General features: G+C 30.0%; 13 protein-coding genes. 7 read left to right on the forward strand and 6 right to left on the reverse strand.

Features of this window, described 5'->3' with window-relative positions; all coding sequences use genetic code 4:
- Positions 1-4 precede the first annotated feature (4 nt).
- From ABDB96_RS01025 to ABDB96_RS01055, 7 genes are all read left to right on the forward strand, one after another.
- Positions 5-874 (forward strand): thymidylate synthase, encoded by an 870-nt coding sequence (locus ABDB96_RS01025; protein WP_343251664.1) that lies wholly within the window; start codon positions 5-7, stop codon positions 872-874.
- A 3-nt stretch (positions 875-877) separates the two neighbouring features.
- Positions 878-2440, forward strand: a complete 1563-nt coding sequence (gene scpA / locus ABDB96_RS01030; RefSeq protein WP_343251665.1) for a segregation/condensation protein A — start codon at positions 878-880, stop codon at positions 2438-2440.
- A 6-nt stretch (positions 2441-2446) separates the two neighbouring features.
- Entirely contained in the window at positions 2447-3232 is a 786-nt protein-coding gene (scpB, locus tag ABDB96_RS01035; RefSeq protein WP_343251666.1) for an SMC-Scp complex subunit ScpB, read from the forward strand.
- 479 nt (positions 3233-3711) lie between these two features.
- Complete coding sequence (locus ABDB96_RS01040; RefSeq protein ID WP_343251667.1) at positions 3712-5625, forward strand: P68 family surface lipoprotein; 1914 nt, start codon at positions 3712-3714, stop codon at positions 5623-5625.
- A 203-nt stretch (positions 5626-5828) separates the two neighbouring features.
- Positions 5829-9179, forward strand: coding sequence for a DEAD/DEAH box helicase (locus tag ABDB96_RS01045; RefSeq protein ID WP_343251668.1), 3351 nt, complete (start codon positions 5829-5831; stop codon positions 9177-9179).
- Between the two features lie 545 nt (positions 9180-9724).
- Positions 9725-10717 (forward strand): Hachiman antiphage defense system protein HamA, encoded by a 993-nt coding sequence (locus ABDB96_RS01050; RefSeq protein WP_343251669.1) that lies wholly within the window; start codon positions 9725-9727, stop codon positions 10715-10717.
- On the forward strand, positions 10672-12735 hold the full coding sequence (locus ABDB96_RS01055; protein WP_343251670.1) for a DEAD/DEAH box helicase: 2064 nt from the start codon (positions 10672-10674) through the stop codon (positions 12733-12735). The genes ABDB96_RS01050 and ABDB96_RS01055 overlap by 46 nt, the downstream gene beginning before the upstream one ends.
- Before the next feature lie 999 nt (positions 12736-13734).
- Here the strand turns inward: ABDB96_RS01055 and ABDB96_RS01060 are convergent.
- The 6 genes from ABDB96_RS01060 to gap all read right to left on the reverse strand — a co-directional run bounded on the left by ABDB96_RS01060 (position 13735) and on the right by gap (position 21544).
- Positions 13735-15003, reverse strand: coding sequence for a lipoprotein 17-related variable surface protein (locus ABDB96_RS01060; RefSeq protein WP_343251671.1), 1269 nt, complete (start codon positions 15001-15003; stop codon positions 13735-13737).
- 209 nt (positions 15004-15212) lie between these two features.
- Positions 15213-16934, reverse strand: coding sequence for an ABC transporter permease subunit (locus ABDB96_RS01065; protein ID WP_343251672.1), 1722 nt, complete (start codon positions 16932-16934; stop codon positions 15213-15215).
- Positions 16927-17661, reverse strand: coding sequence for an ATP-binding cassette domain-containing protein (locus tag ABDB96_RS01070; protein WP_343251673.1), 735 nt, complete (start codon positions 17659-17661; stop codon positions 16927-16929). Before ABDB96_RS01070 ends, ABDB96_RS01065 begins: the two co-directional genes overlap by 8 nt.
- 26 nt (positions 17662-17687) lie before the next feature.
- Positions 17688-18890 (reverse strand): ABC transporter thiamine pyrophosphate-binding lipoprotein p37/Cypl, encoded by a 1203-nt coding sequence (cypl, locus tag ABDB96_RS01075; RefSeq protein ID WP_343251674.1) that lies wholly within the window; start codon positions 18888-18890, stop codon positions 17688-17690.
- Between the two features lie 383 nt (positions 18891-19273).
- Positions 19274-20518, reverse strand: coding sequence for a phosphoglycerate kinase (locus ABDB96_RS01080; RefSeq protein ID WP_343251675.1), 1245 nt, complete (start codon positions 20516-20518; stop codon positions 19274-19276).
- A gap of 12 nt (positions 20519-20530) precedes the next feature.
- On the reverse strand, positions 20531-21544 hold the full coding sequence (gene gap, locus ABDB96_RS01085) for a type I glyceraldehyde-3-phosphate dehydrogenase (RefSeq protein ID WP_343251676.1): 1014 nt from the start codon (positions 21542-21544) through the stop codon (positions 20531-20533).
- Positions 21545-21580: the final 36 nt, after the last annotated feature.

The raw sequence follows: 21580 nt of genomic DNA on the forward strand, positions 1-21580 counted from the left end.
CAAAATGAAACAATACCTAGAAGTTTTACAAGATGTTTTAGAAACGGGAATTCTAAGTGAAAACCGGACTGACACCAAAACTTTAACTGCTTTTGGTAAAAGGATGGAATTTAATTTACAAGATGGATTTCCGCTAGTAACAACGAAAAAAGTGTTCTTTTCAGGAATTGCTCACGAACTCATCTGGTTTATTAAGGGCGACACAAACATCCGTTACTTAGTTGAAAACAATGTCAATATTTGAAACGAATGACCTTTTGAAAAATTTAAAGAATCGCCAGAATATAATGGACAAGATTTAAATTGGTTCAAACAGAAAATTTTAGAAGATAAAATTTTTGCAAAAAAATGGGGCGAATTAGGCCCAGTCTACGGCAAACAATGACGTGATTTTAATGGTTTTGACCAACTGCAAGCAGTCATTCATGAAATTAAAAATAACCCCTCTTCTCGAAGGTTAGTTGTTAGTGCATGAAATCCGAATGATATATCCAAAATGGCATTACCGCCATGTCATTGTTTATACCAATTTCAGGTAACAAATCAAAACCAATTGAATTGTCAGCTATACCAACGTAGTGCTGATTTATTTTTAGGTGTTCCGTTTAATATTGCATCTTATTCATTATTAACTTTTTTAATCGCTAAAACTTGTAATTTAATTCCTAATAAATTTGTTCATGTGATGGGTGATGCTCACATCTATGTAAACCATATTGAGCAAGTTAAAGAACAATTGACAAGAACGCCAAAAAAATTACCAACATTAAAAATCATTAATAATCATGATAGTTTATTTGATTTTAAGGTTAGCGATTTTATCTTAGAAAACTACGAATCATGACCAAAACTACAAGGGAAAGTCGCTGTTTAAATTATGGTAAAAATGATTTGGTGTCAAGATATAAATCACGGCATTGGTAAGGATAATAAAATACCATGACACATTCCGAAAGAGATGAAGCATTTCCAAAAAACCACGACTGGCGGCGTAATTTTAATGGGATACAAAACATACCAATCGATTGGCAAACCATTAGCGAACCGCACTAATGTTGTAGTCACTAGAAAACACAAGAATGAAAATATTAACGGGGTGATCTTTTACTCAAGTTTAAAAAAAGCAATTATGGATTTTAGTAAACATAATTTGTTTATTATTGGTGGTAAAACCATTTATGAGCAAGCTTTGCCGTATGCTCATGAATTAATTGTTAGTTATCTACCAACTGATTATCAATGCGACGTTAAATTAAAAATCAAATTAGATGATTTTGTGATTGATAAAGAAATTAATGATGATAGTAATGAATTTAAAATCATCCACTATAAAAGAAAACCCGAATCAATTAGTTTAACTGATCAAAATAATGATGAGGAGTTAATTACTACTAATTCGGAAACGATTTTTAATTTAAAGTTTGATAACTTCTCAGGACCGTTTGATTTATTATTAAGTCTAATTCAAGAAAAAAAAATGGATATTTTAAATCTGGACTTAGCCTTATTAACCAAACAGTATTTAATGTTTTTGAAAAAACATATTAACGATGTGAACATTGAACAAGTGACTGATTATTTAGTTACAGCAACCTACTTAATTGAACTAAAATCAAAAAAAATTATTCCAATTGAACAAGATCAATTTGAAATTGATATTGAAAATAACAAAGAACGCGATCGGTTGGTTAAGCGTTTAATTGAATACAAACGCTATCGCGAAGTATTGCCAACCCTTGAAGAATTACGAAGTAAGCGTTTTAGTTTATTTGCTAAGGAAATTGGGGATTGAAAAGTGTTCCAGCCAGATCCTGGTGAAATCATTGAAGCACCATTGCCAGAATATGTGAATCCAATGAAATTATATTTGGCAATGCAAAAGGTTTTGGAAAGAACGCGCAATAAACTTGTTCCTAACCAAACCATAGTTATTAAGGAATTTTCAACTGAACTTGTTCAAGCTGAGATTTATGAGATTATTAAAAATTGCAATCAAAAACGAATCTCAATGACGCGAATTTTAAATTCGGTAGACTATTATTTAAAAGTTAACTTAATGTATTTTGTAACCTGCTTTTTTGTTTTATTAGTTCTTGCCAATCTTCATAAAATTAATCTTTATCAAACCCGGCATAATGCTGAAATCTATGCCGAATTAGCTGACCCTAAACTGATTAACCAACAAGAAGAAACTGCTGAAGAAATGATTAAGCGTCAGGAAGAGTTTAAACGAGAAGTTGAAGAATACAAAAAGCAACGCAGTAAAGAAAGAGTTTTAAACTATTACAAACAACGCGAAGAATATTTAAAAAAGAAATATGGTGACGCTTATGTATCAAGAGAAGAGTATTTAAAGATGACTCCCGAACAGCGGGCTGCTTTAAAAATCAAACAAGATCAAATAAAAAATTCGAAAAAGAAACAGAAAGAAGAAAAATAAAAGATTATGGCTAAAAAAACCAAACCAAAAACACCAACTAAAGTTAAAAAAACGCAAGTATCAGAAACTAATATTAAAAAAAAACAGGCTCTGATCTCGGACGATTTAAACAATGCTAATCTCGATCGTGATTTTATCAGATCAAAAAGTACTGCCCTACAAGAAGATGTCCAAATCAATCCTCCAATTAAAAAAAATACAGCAACACTAGATAACATCGAACTTTCGGTTACAGCAATTTTGCAAGGAGCTTTATATGTTGCTGGTAAAGAAGGCATGTCTATTATTGAATTACATAAGATCTTACCGAAAACATCAACTGATGAAATTAAACGTCATTTAATGATCATGCAAAATAAATATGATCAAGATAGCAATATGGGAATATGTTTAAAAGAATTTGGTGGACGTTATAAAATGCTAACAAAATCTCAAATTAAAAAAGAAATGCAACGCTTTGTTAACACGAGATTTAAAAACCCTTTGAATTCAAAACTAATGGAGGTTTTAGCAATTATTGCATATAACCAACCCTGTACAAGACCTAGAATTTCCGAAATTCGCGGAACTGATTCAGCACCACTTGTCGATAATCTTTTAGAAAAAGGATTGATTGTTGAATTAGGTCGGGCTGATACTTGGGGGCGGCCCTTTATTTATGAAGTTTCGGAAAAATTTTATGATCTATTTGGCATCAGTGATGTTAAGGAACTTCCAGAAGTTCAAAACTTTGATGTGGATGCGTTTTCAGACGCAAGTTTTTTTGATAATAATCATTTTGATGATAACTAAATAACAAAATATTTTTATTTACACCTTAAATTTAATTTTAAAAATTCTTTATTAAAAATCATTGGTGATTAAAATCTAAGCAAAACAAGATTTTAATTTTTTTAAAGCAACTAATAATCTGTTGTTTTTAAATAATGATTAGGATTATTTAAGTCAAAAATGGTTTATACAGATTGTTATTTTTAATAAATGGTCTCCGATCAATTATTAAAATTGTTTTACTTATTTTAAGGCATTTACAAGCACCATAATTAATGTGATAATCTAATTTAATATTGTTTTAAGCACTAATTTAAATTCATTTTAATTAACTTTTATTGTGAATCAAAAACAACGACTTTGATCCATTCATTAGTAATAAAAACAAAAATTTAGATAACATCTTGCAATTTTTAATGTTGTTAGAATCTAATTTAGTATAAATAGGGTTGAATTTGTAGTTTGGCTACAAATTTTAATTTCAAAAAAAGAGAGAATTCATGAAAAAAAGCAAAAAATATTTAACTTTTAGTGTTTTTGGTTTTGGATTAATATTTGCAACATCTGTTTTATCCGCTTGCTCAACTACCCAAAAATCAAACGTTACTAGAGACAAAGTTATTTTTGAAACTGCTCAAAGTAAGGTTTATCCATTAATGATCGCCATGCGCCCGTTAGTTAACTTATATAATGAGCAGCAAAAAAATGAACCTAATTTTGTTCCTGTAGAACTCAGAACTGCTGATCAAAATCAAATAAATTCTGAAAGTAAACTTGCCACTACTGTTGTAAGTCAAATTGAAACAAACGATAAAAATTTACCAAATTTAATTTTAAACAATAAATCTGGAGCATATTTAGTTAATCGATACCGTCGGTTATTATCCCTTAATGGCACGAAGATATCAACTGATATATTCCCTGATAAATTAATGCAAAACTATAACAAACTAGCAGGTCAACCAATTAATGATAAAACAATATATAACATTCCGTTCGATATAACCGACGTGGATTCAATTGCTTTTAATCTTGTTAATATGGCAAAGATCTTTTCGATAATTAAAGATAATGGTGGAACTATTGATGAAAATCTAGTAGTTGATGGAGACTATAAGTTATACCAAGAGGCTAAAAAAGTAGAATCAAAGATGTCACAAATTCCAGAAACATCGATTTTTCACTCAATAAAGGCTAAAAATTCCTCGGACAGCCAAAAAAATGCATTTAAAGACGTTAAGATAACTTCTGAAAATTTTGCAACAACCAAAGCGTTGATGGAATTTGCAAAAATGGTTAATGAAAAAACTACAGTTGAAGGTAATGATAAAGTTCATGATGGTCGTATTTTTAGCATTGATTATGCCCAGTCGTTTATGGCTAAAGATATTTTTAATGAACTTAACGGTTCGTTTTTGTGATCACTTAAAGCAAATTCAAACGGAAGACAAGGTTCATTCATTGATTATAATGTTGCTAAACCAAATGATCCATCAGCAAATACTTACAAAAAACTTTGAGATCAATACAGTCAATTTTATGCACCGCAATCGGCAACAGATGAAAAAGTTTCTTTCCACAGCACACAATTTATGTCAAATAATCCCGCAACATCTACAGGAGTGTGAGCGGCATGAGATTTAAGAGCGTATGATGCGGCTTTTGGAATTGCTGCAGCTGTTGGTGTTGAACAAGCAATGGCAAGTCCAACAGCTTTCGGATTTTTTGGAAATAAAGCCAAACCTACAATGCCTACTGCTGAGACTTTTGAAGAATTTGAAAAAAGAAGTGCTAAATATGATGAAATCTATTATGGTTCACAACTATTAAGATCTAATTCTGAAAATAACAATCAAACATATTTAGATGGTGGTTCTAGTTTGGTCGCTATTGATGTTAAAAATGAAAAATTAAATAAGGGTACGCAAAAATTCTTAAGTTGATTGTATGCTGGCAACGTGAAAGTTAAAAATGATGATCAAAATGGTGACCGGGAAATTAGTGCAGCCCAGTACTTAATTGAAAATTCCGGATATATTGTTCCGCTCAAAACATTAGTAACTAATCAACAGTTAAGTAATTTACAAAAACAATATGATGAATTAACCAAATCGATTGATAGTATTAAAGGCAAAAGCGAAAAAACTGCTGCTGATAAAGCCAAACACAACCAACTATTTACCCGTCGGAATTATTTACGAAGTGCAATTGTATCATTAAAATCCCTTTTAAATTTTCTTGATCCGAGTGCTAACATTAATTTATTAAGTGCTCCTTCAGACTCGAAAACAAGCGAAGCTGCCGCTAGAATTAAAAATGATTTATATTCATCAACTGCAAATAAAATTCAAAAACGAATTAGTAGCACAGAAGCATTAGGAAACATTGTTAAAATTCTAGAAGGTACCAACTAGAAATTAAAAATATTTTTTTAATCACCAGAAACCAAAATACCTTTTTACAATTATTATTACCTTAATAAATCATCTTTAAAAATCTTCCAACATTTTAAATTATGAAGATTTTTATTTTAATTAGTCTATGAAAATTGATGTTTATGAAGACTTAATATAAATAAGTTAAAATATAAAAAGTTATCAAATGTAGGAGAATTGTGATGGCAACAGATTGATTATGACTTAAAAATCGCTTAGTTTCAACAAAAACTAAGGCGAATAGTTTCTGGTTGCCTAGTTTATCTTCATCAATTTTAGATATCGGTGAATTAATTAAAATTGCTTCCAATATTAAAGATCATTCCCTCAACGGGATCATGGACTTTTTAGGACGCCATGAATATGTTGAAATTGACTTAAAACGGTTAAGAGACATTCCTGAAAACGAAAGCATGCGTCGTTTCGGAACAACTGATGATCTTTTTAAAATCTTTCAAAATGATTTTATTAAACTACATAAGCAAATTAAGCGGCAAGCACGCGAATCGGGCGATGTTGGTTTATTTATTGGTTTACCAATCATCGAGGGACGTAATGAGTTTGGTGATTATTTTCGAGCCCCTTTATTGTATGTCCAAGTCGAAATGGAGCCAGTTAGTCAATACCAAAAAATTATCTTACATATTAACCAAACTGAATATATTTTAAATCCCACAATTTTAGGTGTTGAAGTTAATAAAAAGGGGATTCTATTTAAAAATCAATATAATCCTAAAAAATTAGATTTAAACGAAGCACTTAATTGTTTCAAAGATTTAGATATTTATTTTAAGGCCCCATTAACTAACGAAGTGGTGCCTTTTGTCAAAAAAGCCAAAAGTGATTTTGGCGAAGCCACAAAAGGATATACTGTTAATTTACTAACAAACAACGTTTTGTTAGGCTTATTTGAAGTCAAGGGTGATAAATTATTTCAAGATTTCACCACAATGATGGGTAATGACCCGGATGCGATTGATCAGATTCTATCAAGTAAGCGTGATTTAATTTTTAATCATAAAGAATTTATGGATAATTTTGATTTAAGCGAAATCTATCTATATAGTCACCTAGATATTTACCAACAATTAGCAGTTAAACATGCTTTAGTTGGTGACATTGTCGTTGAAGGTCCGCCTGGAACTGGTAAATCAGAGACCATTTTAAATATCTTAATTAATATTGTCTTAAATAATAAAACTGCCTTATTTGTTAGCGAAAAGGCCACTGCCATGGAAGTCGTTTATAACCGCCTTGGGAATCTAAAACACATTGCGATGTATATTCCAAGTTTAACAGAAAACAAAAAGCAATTTTATAAACAGTTTGCTGATTTTGAGCAATATTTTAGCGAAAACTACAGCAACCAATTGCTAAACACGCCGATGGCAACTTTTGATAATAAACTTGTACCTAGTTATTACAAACTTGCTAGTGAAATTGAAAATTTTTACAATCAAAAAATTAATACAGGTACTCAGACCCATCTTTTTAAAGACATTTTATTAAATTTCAAATTGATGGATGTTAGTTTCATTAAACTAGATGATGTTGCTAGATTTGAAGAGTGACTAAGTGTTTTCACAAATCAAAGTTGATTAGAGCAACACGTCGCTTACAATGAATTACATAACCAATTAATTAATTCATGAGGCCGTGATACATTTAATGCTTTTTATCATGCCTGACATCAAGAACCTGAAAACTATAAACGCTTCATGTTAATTATCCATAATTTCTACAAGAAAAAGCTAATTGAAGTCCCTAAATTATCCAATCCCTTTTTTAAACCAACACCTAAGGAAGAAAAAACCTTTAACTTGTTATCATTACAAATTAAACGTTTTGATAGTTTAAAAAAATTTGCAAGCAAAAGCAAATATCAGACAATCAAACATTGTCTAGAAAATAATGTTCTAGCAAATAAAAAAGCTGTCTTTTATTCGTGATTTATGCAAGAACAAAGTGCTCCTTATATTGCTAAAATTGATGAACTTCAATTTAATTTTAGTCAATTTCAAAGTTTATTTTCACAAAGTGTTTACGAATATATTGAGGCATGCAAACGGAATTTAAAATCAAAAATTATTAAAAATTTCTTCCAGATTTATGAATCTGACAAAAAACAATTATTAGAAATTTGCCGGCAAGGTCGCAATAGTAATCCCAAGGAAATACCGTGATGATTTAGTATTAATCGCAAGATTATTAACCGGTTGTATCCGATTCATATCATGTCGTTTGAAAGTGCATCTATTTTATTAGAAAACCAACGTGACTTATATGATTATGTAATTATTGATGAGGCTAGCCAAGTTTTTTTAGAAAGAGCTTTACCAGCATTGTATCGTGGTAAAAGATACATTATTGCTGGTGATACCAAACAACTACACCCGTCATCTTTTTTCCAGTCGCGAGCCAATTATGAAGATGATGCTTTTGCTGAAATTGATGAAAACAATGCGATTGAAACTGATGAAGCAGTAAATGCAATTAGTTTAATTCACTTTTTAAAAGAACGGGCACGGTTAAGCAGCATGTTAAAATACCATTACCGTTCGAATTTTAGTAATTTAATTGCCTTTACTAATAGTCATATTTATGGCAATGAATTGATTTTTATGGATAAAGCCATTCGGCCAAATCAAACCTTTATTGTTCATGAAATTAGCAGCGGAAAATGACAAAATAATCGCAATATTGAAGAGGCTCAAGAAGTTGTTAAACGTTTACAAAAATTAGTATTATCTGATGATTACCAAAAAACAGTTGGAATCATTACATTTAATAAAACGCAAGCTGATTTTATTGAAAATTTACTGGACAAAGTTAATGATCCTTTAATTAATGAATGAAGGGAACGAACGACACCTAATGGTGAATATATCGGTTTGTTTGTTAAAAATGTTGAAAATGTTCAGGGTGATGAACGCGATATTATTATTTTTTCGTTAGGATATGATAAATCGGTTAATAATTACGGACCAATTAGTAAAGAAGAAGGTGCTAATCGTTTAAACGTCGCCATTACAAGGGCTAAAAGTCGCATTGAACTATTTAAAACAAATAAAGCAAATGAGTATAGCGGGTGAGCAAGTAATTCGGAAGGTGCCAGATTATTAGTTGAATATTTAAGTTATTGTGAAGAACAAGCCAGTTCTTCAAATCTTAAAAAACAAACCATTACCAATCCCAGTGAGTCAATTAATTTCACTGAAGATGCAAAAATTGCCACTGAAGTGTGAGATTTATTAAATCAAGTATTTGGCCAATACTTTGACCTTAAAAAGAATGTACTGGAAGGAACATATTTTTTTAATATTGTTTTTTATAAAGACGGAATTCCTAAACTAGCAGTCGACATCGATTTGCCACAATTTGATGGGATTAGTCAGTTTTATGAAAATTTAATTTATAAAAATATCTTTTTACAAAAACGTGGTTGAAAACATTTCCGAATTTGAACAAGTGATTGAAAGCTTTTTAAGAAAAAGGTTTTATTAGATATTAAACAAATGCTAACAGAAAAGTAAATAAAAAACTTTAAGATAAATTTATGCGTATAAATTGTATTTAATGAATTAAATTAGTGCATATTAAGTCAAATTAATATTTAGTTAATACCTTATGTATTTGTTTAAAGCAATTAAAATTCAAAATAATTTCAAAATAATATAGTTTGTTTGATTTGCAAGAAATTTATTAGTATGTAATCATTTTTTAAATATAATCATAGTTAAAATCAATTAGATTAGCCCATTAACTGCTATTTATAAAAATAAAATCTACAATAAAGTCATGCTGTACTTAAAGAAGCTAATTATTTTTGATTAAAAGTTTTATACAGGCATTCTGTTACCACTTTCATTACTTTGCATTTAAAATTTTAGATTTAGTATATTGATACTGCGTCTAAATTATACTTTTAGACTCGGTCAGCAATAAGATTCGACTTTCAAAATAAGATTTAATTTTAGTTATACTGCAATCAATACTTATCTAAAAGTTGAATAATATAAATATTTAATAAAACTTTAAGATTTTTAATTTGAAAAATTATCAAAAGGGCGATTTTAACATGCAAGAAACTGATTTCGAAGATTTCAAGGTTTACAAGAAAGAAAATAAGTATTGTTTTATATATTTAAATTTTCAAGATGAAAATAAATTTTTGGAGGGATTTGTTTCATATATATTTAATGAAAAAAATTTACTTCTTTATTCAGAGATGAGTGCATCAACAAATTTTGAAAACTTAGGAAAAAAAGAATATACAAAACTTTTTAAAAATATTTCATGGTTTTTAAATCAAGATCTGCAACAAATTCCGTTAAAATCGGAGGATTTAGATGACAAAGAAATAGAAAAGACACTAATAGTAGAATATGATCTTCAAAAAAGTAATGATGACAAATATTTTATAAATCAAAACAAAATTGGGATGCTGGGAGAATATATTTTTCATTTGTTTATGACAAAATATTTTCAATATAAAATCATTACTCCTAAATTTAAGTTAACAACAAACAGAAATATGAGCGTTTACGGAATTGATCTACTATTTTATAACGATAATGACAATGAAAATGAAATAATATTTGGCGAATCGAAATTAACAGAAAGATTAACAGATGGAATTAAGTTAGTGAATAAATCTCTTGAAAAATACGAAGAAAAGATTAAAGAAGAATATTTGTCAGTTCTACGAAGTGATAATTTCAAATTGAGCAACAGTTTCGTCGATAAATATAAAAACGATATTGATAATTGCAAAGATTTTAGCGAATTTGTAAAAAAAACAAAAATTGAAAATATTATGATTCCTATTTTTATAGCACACGGAAATAAAGAAAAAGAAAACATCAATGATATCATTGAGGATATTATTAAGAAATTAAATAATATTAAAAGTAAAAAAATGCTTGATGTAGAAACCAAATATTTATTTATTTCCTTACCCATAAAAAACAAGAAAAAATTTATAGAATATGCAATTAAAATAGCAAAAAAAGAAATGTGATGAATATGAATCAAAACAAAATTCAACATTATAGAGATGAATGCATCTTAGGTTTGCATGAGGCTAAAAAAAACAAAACTGAAGCAGAATACGAAAAAATATATTCCGAATCCTTATTTGGTTTAGGTCTTACTATGTATTCAAAAAATTATTCTTTTAAGTCAGCTATCTACAATGGATTTGCTTGTAGTCACATAGATGATAATGTGTCCTTACATCCAGAGCAAATGAAGGTATTAAATTTAATTAAAAAAAATAAGGGTCTTATATTTAGTGCTCCTACCAGCTTTGGGAAAACCTTTATTGTGTTTGAGTACATAGCAAGAGCTCAACCAAAAAACGTTGTTTTAGTTGTTCCTACATTAGCATTATCAGATGAATATAGACAAAAAATTAGTAGAAAATATAGAGAAGCTTTTAGCGAATATAAAATATATACAAATTTTAATTCAAATATAACGTATGATTCAAATACTAAAAATCTGTTTATAGTAACCCACGATAGAGTAGTCCAAAATGAAGTAATAACTAGATCATTACCAGATATAGATTTTTTAGTTGTTGACGAAGTATATAAACTAAAAACTGATGAAAATAACGATAGAGTGCTTATATTAAATTTAGCATATAGATTTTTGAAAGAAAAATCCAAAAAATATTTATTGTTGGCTCCATTTTTAACAGAGATCATAAATAATAAGGGGAGTGATGCTCCATTATTTTTTTCAAGTGATTTTTCAGCAGTCGTAAACAGAGTTCATGAACACAAAATTAAAAAGGGCAAGGAAAGAAATCAAAAAATAGATGAACTGCTTAATGAATTGAAAAAAACTAAATGTCTAGTATATTTTAATACGGTTAAAGCCCTAAATAACTTTATTATCAAAACAAAATTTTTTAACGAAGATATTGATGAAAACAAAACTCTAAATAAATTTATTGAATGAGCATCAAAAGAAATACATCCTGAATGATCAGTTTTGAAAGGTTTGAAAAAGGGGGTTTTAGTCCATCACGGACAACTACCTTTAGGAATAAGAATTCTTCAAATGGAATTATTTAATGATCAAGAAAATAAATATTATGTCATGTTATGTACTTCGACTCTACTAGAAGGCGTTAATACTTCCTGCGAAAATATTATTATTACAAATCCAAAAATAAACAAAACTAAATTTAATGCATTTGATTTTTTTAATCTTGTTGGACGAAGTGGGAGATTATTTCAATACTACTTAGGACAAGCTCATTACATAAGAAAAGAAGACGAAGATGAAGAATATCGTAAAGAAGATGCATTAAAATCTATCGAATTTGAGTTAACAGATAAAGATAGCATAGACATGGATATTAATTCTGGAAACTATAAAAAACATAAAGAATTTACAGATCTTCTTGAAGAAATGAACATTTCATATGATGAATATATAAAAATTTTTGCAACTCAATTTAGATACAAAACAATAAAATTTCTATTTCATCGATTTAACGAAAATAAACACAAATTATATAAAGAAATTGAAAATATACTGAGCGATCAAGAAACTTCAAAACTATCTTTGGTAAGGGCACTGTATAAGATAATGAATGATGCTCATGATTGAAAAATTAATCGTGAGGCCTTTGTTATTAACAAATTAACTTATAAGTCTTATCAAAGTGTCAAAAAAATAGTTAATGATACTCATAAATGTTACAGTAAAGAAGGAATCGACTCCACAATTAATTTAGTTCTAAAATTAAAAAATAATTTAGAACATGATTTCTATAAAAAAACACAAGTAATTTTATATTTTATGAAGTTAGAAAATATTTCTGAAAAATGAAAAAAACTAATCGAAGAAAAAATTATTAAAACAATAGAGCACAAATACTATATGCATTTTTTAGAAAAGAGAATGTTAAAGGATATGGGCGTCTACGACCAAGATATAGATAAAATCACAGAAAGAATTAAAAATGTTCAATCCTTCGATGAATTGTTAGTTGAATTAAAAGAAAATTACAAAAAAATTAAACCTCAAATTAGCATTGTCTCTAGATTCGTTATAGAAAAACTAATAAAATAGCAAATCTGTTCCCAAATTAAAAGTTTTTCAAATTTTATGTGAATTTTAAAAATTTAACCCAAAAAAGCAGTTTAATGAAAATATAAAAACTTTCTCTATCATTTTCTAAAAACTGCAAATATTAAAATTCATTCATCAAAGATGACTTTATAAAAACTGATTTTAAAAATATTTATAAGACTAAAATTGTGACTAGTAATTTAAAACAACGCATTTATGCATCATGGAAAATGTTAAAAAATGTAGCCGAAACTAAATCATCTCGTGTCTAAAAAATGCTTTCTCAGAAATTAAAAATTGTTTTAATTAGTTTTTCATAAAAATAAAATTTAATTTTTCAAAATTTAAAACTCTTAAACATGTAAGTATAGCGTCTATTCTTCTTATAATTCTAGAATTATCCATAACATCAAAATCTTCAGGTGCATGAATCTAAATCTAAAAGAAAAATAAATAATTTTTAAAAATATAAAATAAATAGATTATTTTTTGTAATTTGCTTCCTAATTTTTCCCATTTTATACGCAGTTAAACTCAAAAACGGCTATACAAGAAATCATTATTTATACAATTTGCATGTAGTCTAGCATGTTAATTATCTTGTTCAATTTTTTGATTATTAATATTGCCTCTTAATTAATAACAAAACCGCTATAGACATGATGAATCGACAAATAAATATAAAAACTTAAATTTAAATAAATGTTTTTATTTTTTAATCAAACTTTGAAATACTCATTTATTAAAAGTTAATTAAATAAAAATTGCAAAAAGCACAGATTAAACTTTCAAAATCATCAATTTACTCTTACCTTTGATATAAAAAATGAGTAAATATAAATACTAATAATTTATTCAAAACTAAGATTTGGTTTATAAACTAAATTCCCAACTGATTAAATGAATAAATGATATTGTATGCTTAATAGTATTATCTAGAAGTATATCTTATATCTTTGTTTTAAGGTAAAGTAAATAATGGTGGTTTAATGTTTATGGCTATTTTTTATAACCATTTATTTCCGTTCTTTTAAAGAAAGGAGTTTCTGATTTCAGCCCTTCATTGTCGAAAAAACCGTTTTCCACACCAGTTTTTTTTACACTTACAAATACGAATAGTTTCCCATTCTTATCCTCGCCAGAAGTTTCAATTAAATATTCAAAGCCAACTGGAGGTTTTGGAAGCATAGGACTATTTGGTGCAATTTGTTCGTTAACTTTTTGTAATTTTTTATTAGGATCGGTTTCCTTGTTAATTTCTTGACTAACTGTCGACGCTTGACTGGTTGTATTTTTCGTATTTGTAGAATAAGGCAATTGTTCATATGCATTAATGGCAGCAACTTTATCGGCTTCTGCTTGTTTTTGAGCTTGATAACCACTTAAGGTAATGTCTTTGGTGTGTTTTGTTGGCCCAGTGTTAAGGCCCGTTTCAGGATTGTAGAAATCATTACCTTTTTTTAAAGCAACTTTAATGATTAACGTGCCATCTTGAGTACCACCAGATGCTGAAATCTCATATTGAAAACCACTTAACGCATCAGGAATATGTTGATTTTTATCTTTAATTTGTGCGTTCGCAGTTGCCAGATTAGTAACGCTAGATGCAACTGATTTAGCAGTCCTTTGGGCATTACTTTCTGTTGTTGTTAGGTTTGTTATTGGAAACTTATTAAAGTGCTCAATGATATTTCTAACACTTCTAACTGCTGTAGTTTGGTATCCAGAGATCACAATTTTTTTAACGTTATTACCCCTCGAGACAACTTCAGCACCAGTTGTTGGATTAAAATACTTCTTGCCTTGTTTTAAAGCTATTGATATTGTTAAAGTACCCGAAGCATCGTTTGCAATTCCAAAAGCCTCGACAGTAAGGCCTTTCGGAATTAAAGAATTAGTTGGAATTCTTTGGTTGCTATTATTAATTTCGTTATTAATGTCATTAACTGTATAGCTTTGCTTTAAAACTTCTGAAGGTAATCTAGTACTATTTACGTTAGTTGTAACAACATTGGTATATTTGATTTTATTAAAAAAATTTTTAACAGATCTAGCAAGATCAGAATTGGATTGACCTTGATTCTCATCTTGTGCTGGTGGAGTATTATCGTGCACTGGTGGCAGATCAGCATTTTGGTTTTCTTGTCTGGTTGATACGGCTTGGGCAATCCCAGAACCAGCAGCCATTCCTGTTCCAACAATGGCAACACCAGTTAGTGATAGTGCTCATTTTTTGGTAAATTTTCTTTTAATAAATACATTGCTCATACGACACCTATTCTCAAAACTTAAGGAGATTAATTTTAAATTAAAATTTAAAAAAGGGGCAAATTAGCGGGCTAACAAATTTTGCGAACTGCAGATATTAGTTAATTTATATTTCAAATTTATTTGCTTAGAAAAATGAAATAAATTCAAGGTAGTTATCAGTTTTACCTATTTAAAGTAATTTAAGAATTGATAATTTTTTACAAAAATTAACGATAATTGCAATTTTTTAATTTTAAAACAAAGTAATTCAAGGATTTGATTCAATTATTAAAATCAAACGAGCGGATTACAGCAGATATCAAATCAATAATCATGATTAAAAAAATTACCGGTCAAATGTAAGTACCTAAATCACTATATAATTTGCGGTTAAATAAGGTTTGGATAAATCCCCCTAAAGCACTTGATCCAAAGATTCCAAAAAAGATCACATGACGAATGATATTTTCAAATTCAAAACTAAATAAACTAATACGATCTTTTTTAATTTGGGGATAAATGTAATTAGTGACAATCCATAAGTAATTTTTATGTTCCAGTTTGTATTGGTAATAAATCGCAAAATTAATATGATTAATCGATAAAGATAATTGTTTAGAAATATTAGTAACACTAATTATGGTTAAGGTAATAATTGTGGTGCTAACCGCATTATCAACAATTGGATTAATTAAATAAAAAAACAAAATACCCGGTAAAATCCGAAGAATAGTTAAAAGTGTTTTAATAAAAAAAGCAAAAATAACGTGATTAATTCTTTCGTTTTGCAAGATGGCAAAAACAAAACCAAATACAAAAACGAAAAGAATAATGGCTAACGCCTGTTGTAAGACCACTAAAGTTTCAAATAGCGGCGAAGCACTATTAAATGCATAAGCTTTTTCTCAATCTAAAAAAAACATCCGCGAGAACGAATCAAGAAAAGAAACACCTGGCTTTAATGTGTACCTAACGGTAATTAATTGATAAATCATCACAATCACAAATAATAAAAAAATGCCATAAAAAAGAATTGTTTGTCAACGGAACTGTTGTGAATAAATTGAGTAACGCTTGGAAAGAGTTTTAGATGGTAACTTAATCAAATATTTATTTAAGATGACACTAAAAAATTCAAGCAGTAAACTAAACGAAATTAAAATTAGAAGCGGAATGCTGATTTCAGTTCAAGAGACATTGGAAACAATTGGTTCATAAATTAATTGACCGATTCCAGGAACACCAAGGACTGCTAACAAAGAAATCCAACGGATGTTCGACTCAAAACTAAAGAAAAACAAACTATAAATTCGATCTTTAATCCGAAAGTAAATTTCGTTTTTAAATGCTAGAAAAAAATTACTTCCTAGTGATCGAGCACTTTCATAAAAACTTAAATCTAGATTTTCAAAAATTTCAATAAAATATTTGTGAAGCCATAATCAGCTAAACCAAAAAATAATCAAAATTCCTGCAAGTTCGGCATTATACGTAGATGTAAATAATAAAGAAAAAATAATGGTTGGAAAAGCACGAAGAAACAAAATGCCTAGCCTAATAGTAATGCCCCATCACCAATTTTTTAATTTTTTTGCACCTAAAAAAGCAGTAACTAATGCCAATCCGTTACCAAGAATTGTTCCGGTTGCCGTTAACTTAATGGTTAATCATAACCACTCAAAAGATAATCCAACCAAATTGCGATTGACAATTAAAAACGACGAATTTTTAAAACCAAATAATTGCCTGATGTTAATGAGGAAAAGTCTAATTCCAGATGGATTATAACCATAACTACTAAAAACTAGTAGATAAATTGATAAAGCTAAAACCAAAAGAAGCAAAAGAATTTTGTATTCTAAACGAAGTTGTTTTTTGGTAGTTTGGTTTTTATCATTAACATACCAGTTAAATAGTCAATTGCGATGTCTTCATTGATATTTATTCATAAACAAGTTTTAGATCGGTTTGGGTTAAATCGTTAATTGGTTTATAAAACAAAACCCGGCGGTTTTTAATAGCTAGCACATAATCAAAATATTCGGATTTTAAAAGGTCTAAAGTGTGGATGCTAACTAAAGTGATGGTTTGAAGCGACCGGGTTAATTCTTGAAGTAATTTTAAGGTTAATGAACCAGTTGCTGTATCTAAACTACTAGTTGGTTCATCAGCAAGAATAATTTCTGGTTTCTTTAATAGTAATTTAGAAATCTCCACACGCTGTTGTTGGCCACCGGATAATTCTTCAACATTATGAAAAAGATAATTACCAATATTCAGTTTACTTAAAACCTTAAAAAAGCGGTCTGTTAATTTCGGTGAAATAATTTTGAAATAATTAGCAATCCAGTATTTTTCAAAATAATAATCGCGTTTTAAGTTAGCAAAAACGCTTGCAGTTGGGACCAAATTTGGCCGTTGGTGTAAAAAGCCAATTTTCAGAATGTACTTTTTGAATTGCAATCGTTTCATTTGGTTAATGGCAACCCCATTATAACTAATTGCACCAGCATTAAAAATTAAATTTTTGGCAATAGCTTTAAATAATGATGACTTACCAGCTCCAGAAGAACCAATAATCGCAACCGTTTGGTTCGAAAAAAATTCAAGATTAATGTCTTCTAAAACATTAATTGAGTTTTTTTGATACGCTAAAGAAACATTGGTAAATTTCAAGCAATTCATAACAAAAACAGTTTTAATTAATTAATGGAACGATTGTAAATTGCAATAAGATCACGGTAGGGTTCAGCAGCAACATAATCGTTGTAACCAGAATAAAAACCTAAACCATCCTTGATGGCATTTTCGGTAGTCTCGTTTGATAAAGCACGGAATGTTTGCAAGATTAATTCTTTGAGTAATAGGTTGTTACGAAACTTATTGCTAAATACTCCGTAGTCGTAATAAAGCGGATCAGTTACCGACAAAACTTCGATTTTAGCACCTTTAGTTACAGGATTAAATAAATTAGGTAAGTTACTATTGTTTTTGGAACTATCATTTTTTTGTCATGCCCATGATCCTTCATCATCAAAAGCAATTTTGAATTTTGGATTTTGACCAATTTCAGAGCCGCTGGATTCTTGTAATTTAGATCGATCAATGCCACTAGTTAAAAGACTTCAATTGCTGCCTAGATTAAAGCGTTTGCGAATTAACGCTTGAGGCAGCAAGTATGATCCCGCACTTGTTGGTCGGCCATGGGTAATACCAAATTCGGCAAATTCTAGAAAACCTTCGGGCGTTTTTTTGTTTCAGGCCTCACGAATTTTTTTTAACTCAGTGTCTGTACCACTAATTAAAATCATCCCCCGGTAATATTTGACGGTCTCTTTAGGCTTATTATAATACTTCGGGTACTTTGCTCCGTCCCAATCGTTATCAGTAAGTCTGGTGTAAACAACATTGCTAGCACCATTAAATTTGTCACTAAACGCTGCTTCTGTTGCTTTTTTGGCAATTGCTTCCAAACCAACTCCCTGATCATTACTAAAACGCGTTGGTTCATTTTTTTGATAATCATAAATAAAACTTGTTGTTAAAGTTTGAATATAAGGATCAAAAGTTGCTTGGTGCATTTGGGCTAGTTGTGAACTAATGGTTGCCATACTAAGAAAACTAAAATCGGTTTTTTCACTGATCAAGTTTTGCAGTCGAACTTGGGAATCACCGACATTATCAATCCTAAAATCAATGTCGTTGACGTTTTGATATTTATTATCAGATTTTTTAATTTTTGAAAAAGTTTGATTAAATAAATTTTGGTAATCAGATATAGCCCTAGAGCTGGTTTTTTGAACTCATCACGAAGTGTCAGTGTTAACAACAAATCGAATAGGAGCATTAGCCTGATTTGAACGAACAGAACAAGCCGATGCACATAAAACGATAGGAAGCAGCAAACCTACAGTCATCCTAAAGTAGCAGTGCAAGTTTAAGGGTATTTTTATTAGTAATTTTTTTCAATTTTTTGCCATAGGTTTATCTTTGAAATTAAAACAATAGGCAAAGAATTCATTTAAACTGTACTTAAGAACTAACTACGCAAGTATGAACTTGATCAGTCAATAAGAGTATGTCTCAACCACCAGTAACGGTGATACCTCTGCCTTAACGTCTGTTTAAATTATAAACACAAATTATTAAAAATAAAATTTTTTATGGAAAATAAAGCAATTATTCGTACAAACTATAACTTTGTTCTTAATGAAGACACAATTAAAAATAAAACAACCTACCAAGGCGTGGCAAGTTGTTTTAAAAAATTGAATTATGATTTACTTAACTATTTAGCATCAGCGATCGCGTCAATTCCAGGTAAACTAGCACCTTCGACTAAATTCAAACTAGCACCACCACCAGTTGACATAAAACTTACTTTATTACCAAGACCAGTTTTGTTTATCGCCGCGACGATGTCACCACCGCCCATCACGCTAAACACACCGTGTTGTGTGGTAAGATTGGCAATGAATTGGGCAATTTCGTTAGTAGCTTTTGCAAAATTTTCAAATTCAAAAACCCCTAACGGTCCGTTCCAGAAAATGGTTTGGGCTTTTTGTAAATAAGTTTTAAACAGTTCAATTGTTTTTGGGCCGATGTCAAGGGAAAGATAATCACTAAATTCTCCTAGCGACTCATCAACATTTCGAATTTTACCTGGAACATCTGCGAATGTTGGTGCAATCATCTGGTCAATTGCTAAAACTAATTTATGGTGGTGATCTTTAGCTAATAAATCTTTTGCAGTCTCAAGTAAATCTGGTTCATAATCAGATTTACCAATATCAATACCTTGAGCTTTTAAAAAGGTATTAACCATGCCACCACCAATCAAAACGTGATCAGCAATTTCTAACAATTTAGTGATGACCCCTAATTTATCAGAAACCTTCGCACCACCTAACAAAACCACAAAGGGACGTTTTTGGTTAACAGTTACCTTCTGCAAATTTGTTAATTCCTTTTCTACTAAAAAACCAATGCAACTATCAGCCATATTTTTAGCAATTCCAACATTGGAAGCATGGGCTCGGTGGACCGTACCAAAAGCGTCATTAACAAAAACTTCACCTAAACTTGCCCAGAAACGACCAAGATCAGGATCGTTTTTTGATTCCTTTTTAACGACATTTCCCGTATCATCAACGTCATTATAACGAGTGTTTTCCAAAACTAAAATTTCAGTAGGCTGCAAGTTTTTAGCAACTTGTTGAACGCTGCTACCAGTGTTTTCTTCACTAAAAATAATTTTGACAGATCCAAGACGCTCTTGTAAGGCCGATACAACTGGGGCTAAACTTTTTTTTCCTTTAGTTTTGTCTTCCAAAGTTTTAATACGACTTAAATGGCTTAAAACGATGATTTTACATTTTTTATCAATAAGGTATTTTAGTGTTGGTAATGCACCATCAATTCTTTCAAAATCAGTCACCTTCCCATCCTTCATGGGAACATTTAAGTCCAAACGCACAACAACAGTTTTATGTTCAACATTAGTTTGCATTAATGTTTTTTTGTTGTAAAGCATTTTTAGTTAATCCTAGACTAATTTAGCAAGGTGAATTGCCGCCCGACAAAGTTGGTGGGCATAAGAAGATTCATTATCATACCAACTGTACACCTTGTAAAGTTTTTGACCATTAGTTTCAATCACTTGCGTTAATTTCGCATCAAAAATCGAACCATGCTTTTCAGCAATAATATCTGATGATACTAAATCATCTTCTGAGTACAAGAAACTTTCATTATCTTCAGCGGCTTGTTTCATGGCTTGGTTAATACTTTCAACAGTGGCATCTTTTTGAAGCGTTACGGTTAAATCCACAAGTGAGCCAGTAATTACGGGGACGCGAATGGCAATTCCGTTCATTTTGCCAACTAATTCAGGAATCACAAGACCAATGGCTTTAGCTGCACCAGTTGATGTTGGCACAATGTTTTGGGCAGCGGCCCGAGCCCGACGCAGGTCAGTATGTGGTGCATCTTGAATGCGTTGATCAGCAGTATAGCCATGAATGGTGGTCATAGCACCAGAAATAATGCCAAAATTATCGTTCAAAACTTTAGCAACTGGTGCTAAACAATTTGTGGTACACGACGCTGCTGAAACAATCTTATCGCTTGCATTCAAAATACAATGATTAACATTAAACACAATAGTTTTAATGCTTTTATCTTTTGCCGGGGCTGATAGCATTACTTTTTTCGCACCAGCTTGCAAGTGTAAACTTGCTTTTTCTGTTGATAAAAACTTGCCCGTACTTTCAATGACAACATCAATTCCTAAAGATCCCCACGGTAACAACGATGGGTCTTTTTCAGCAAACACCTTAATTAGTTTATCATCAACGACAATATTATTATTAGCATCAGCAGCAATTTTATTTGGTAAAACGCCTTGAGCAGTATCAAATTTTAATAAATGAGCTAAAGTTTTGGCATCTGTTAAATCGTTAACAGCCACTACTTCAACTTCGGGATTATGCATGAAAATACGATACGCTAAACGTCCAATCCGACCAAAACCATTAATTCCAATTTTAATTTTTGACATAAAATTAGTACCAACTCTCCTTCATATTATTTATGA

The sequence above is a fragment of the Mycoplasma amphoriforme A39 genome (assembly GCA_000723365.1).
Classification (GTDB): domain Bacteria; phylum Bacillota_I; class Bacilli_A; order Mycoplasmatales; family Mycoplasmoidaceae; genus Mycoplasmoides; species Mycoplasmoides amphoriforme.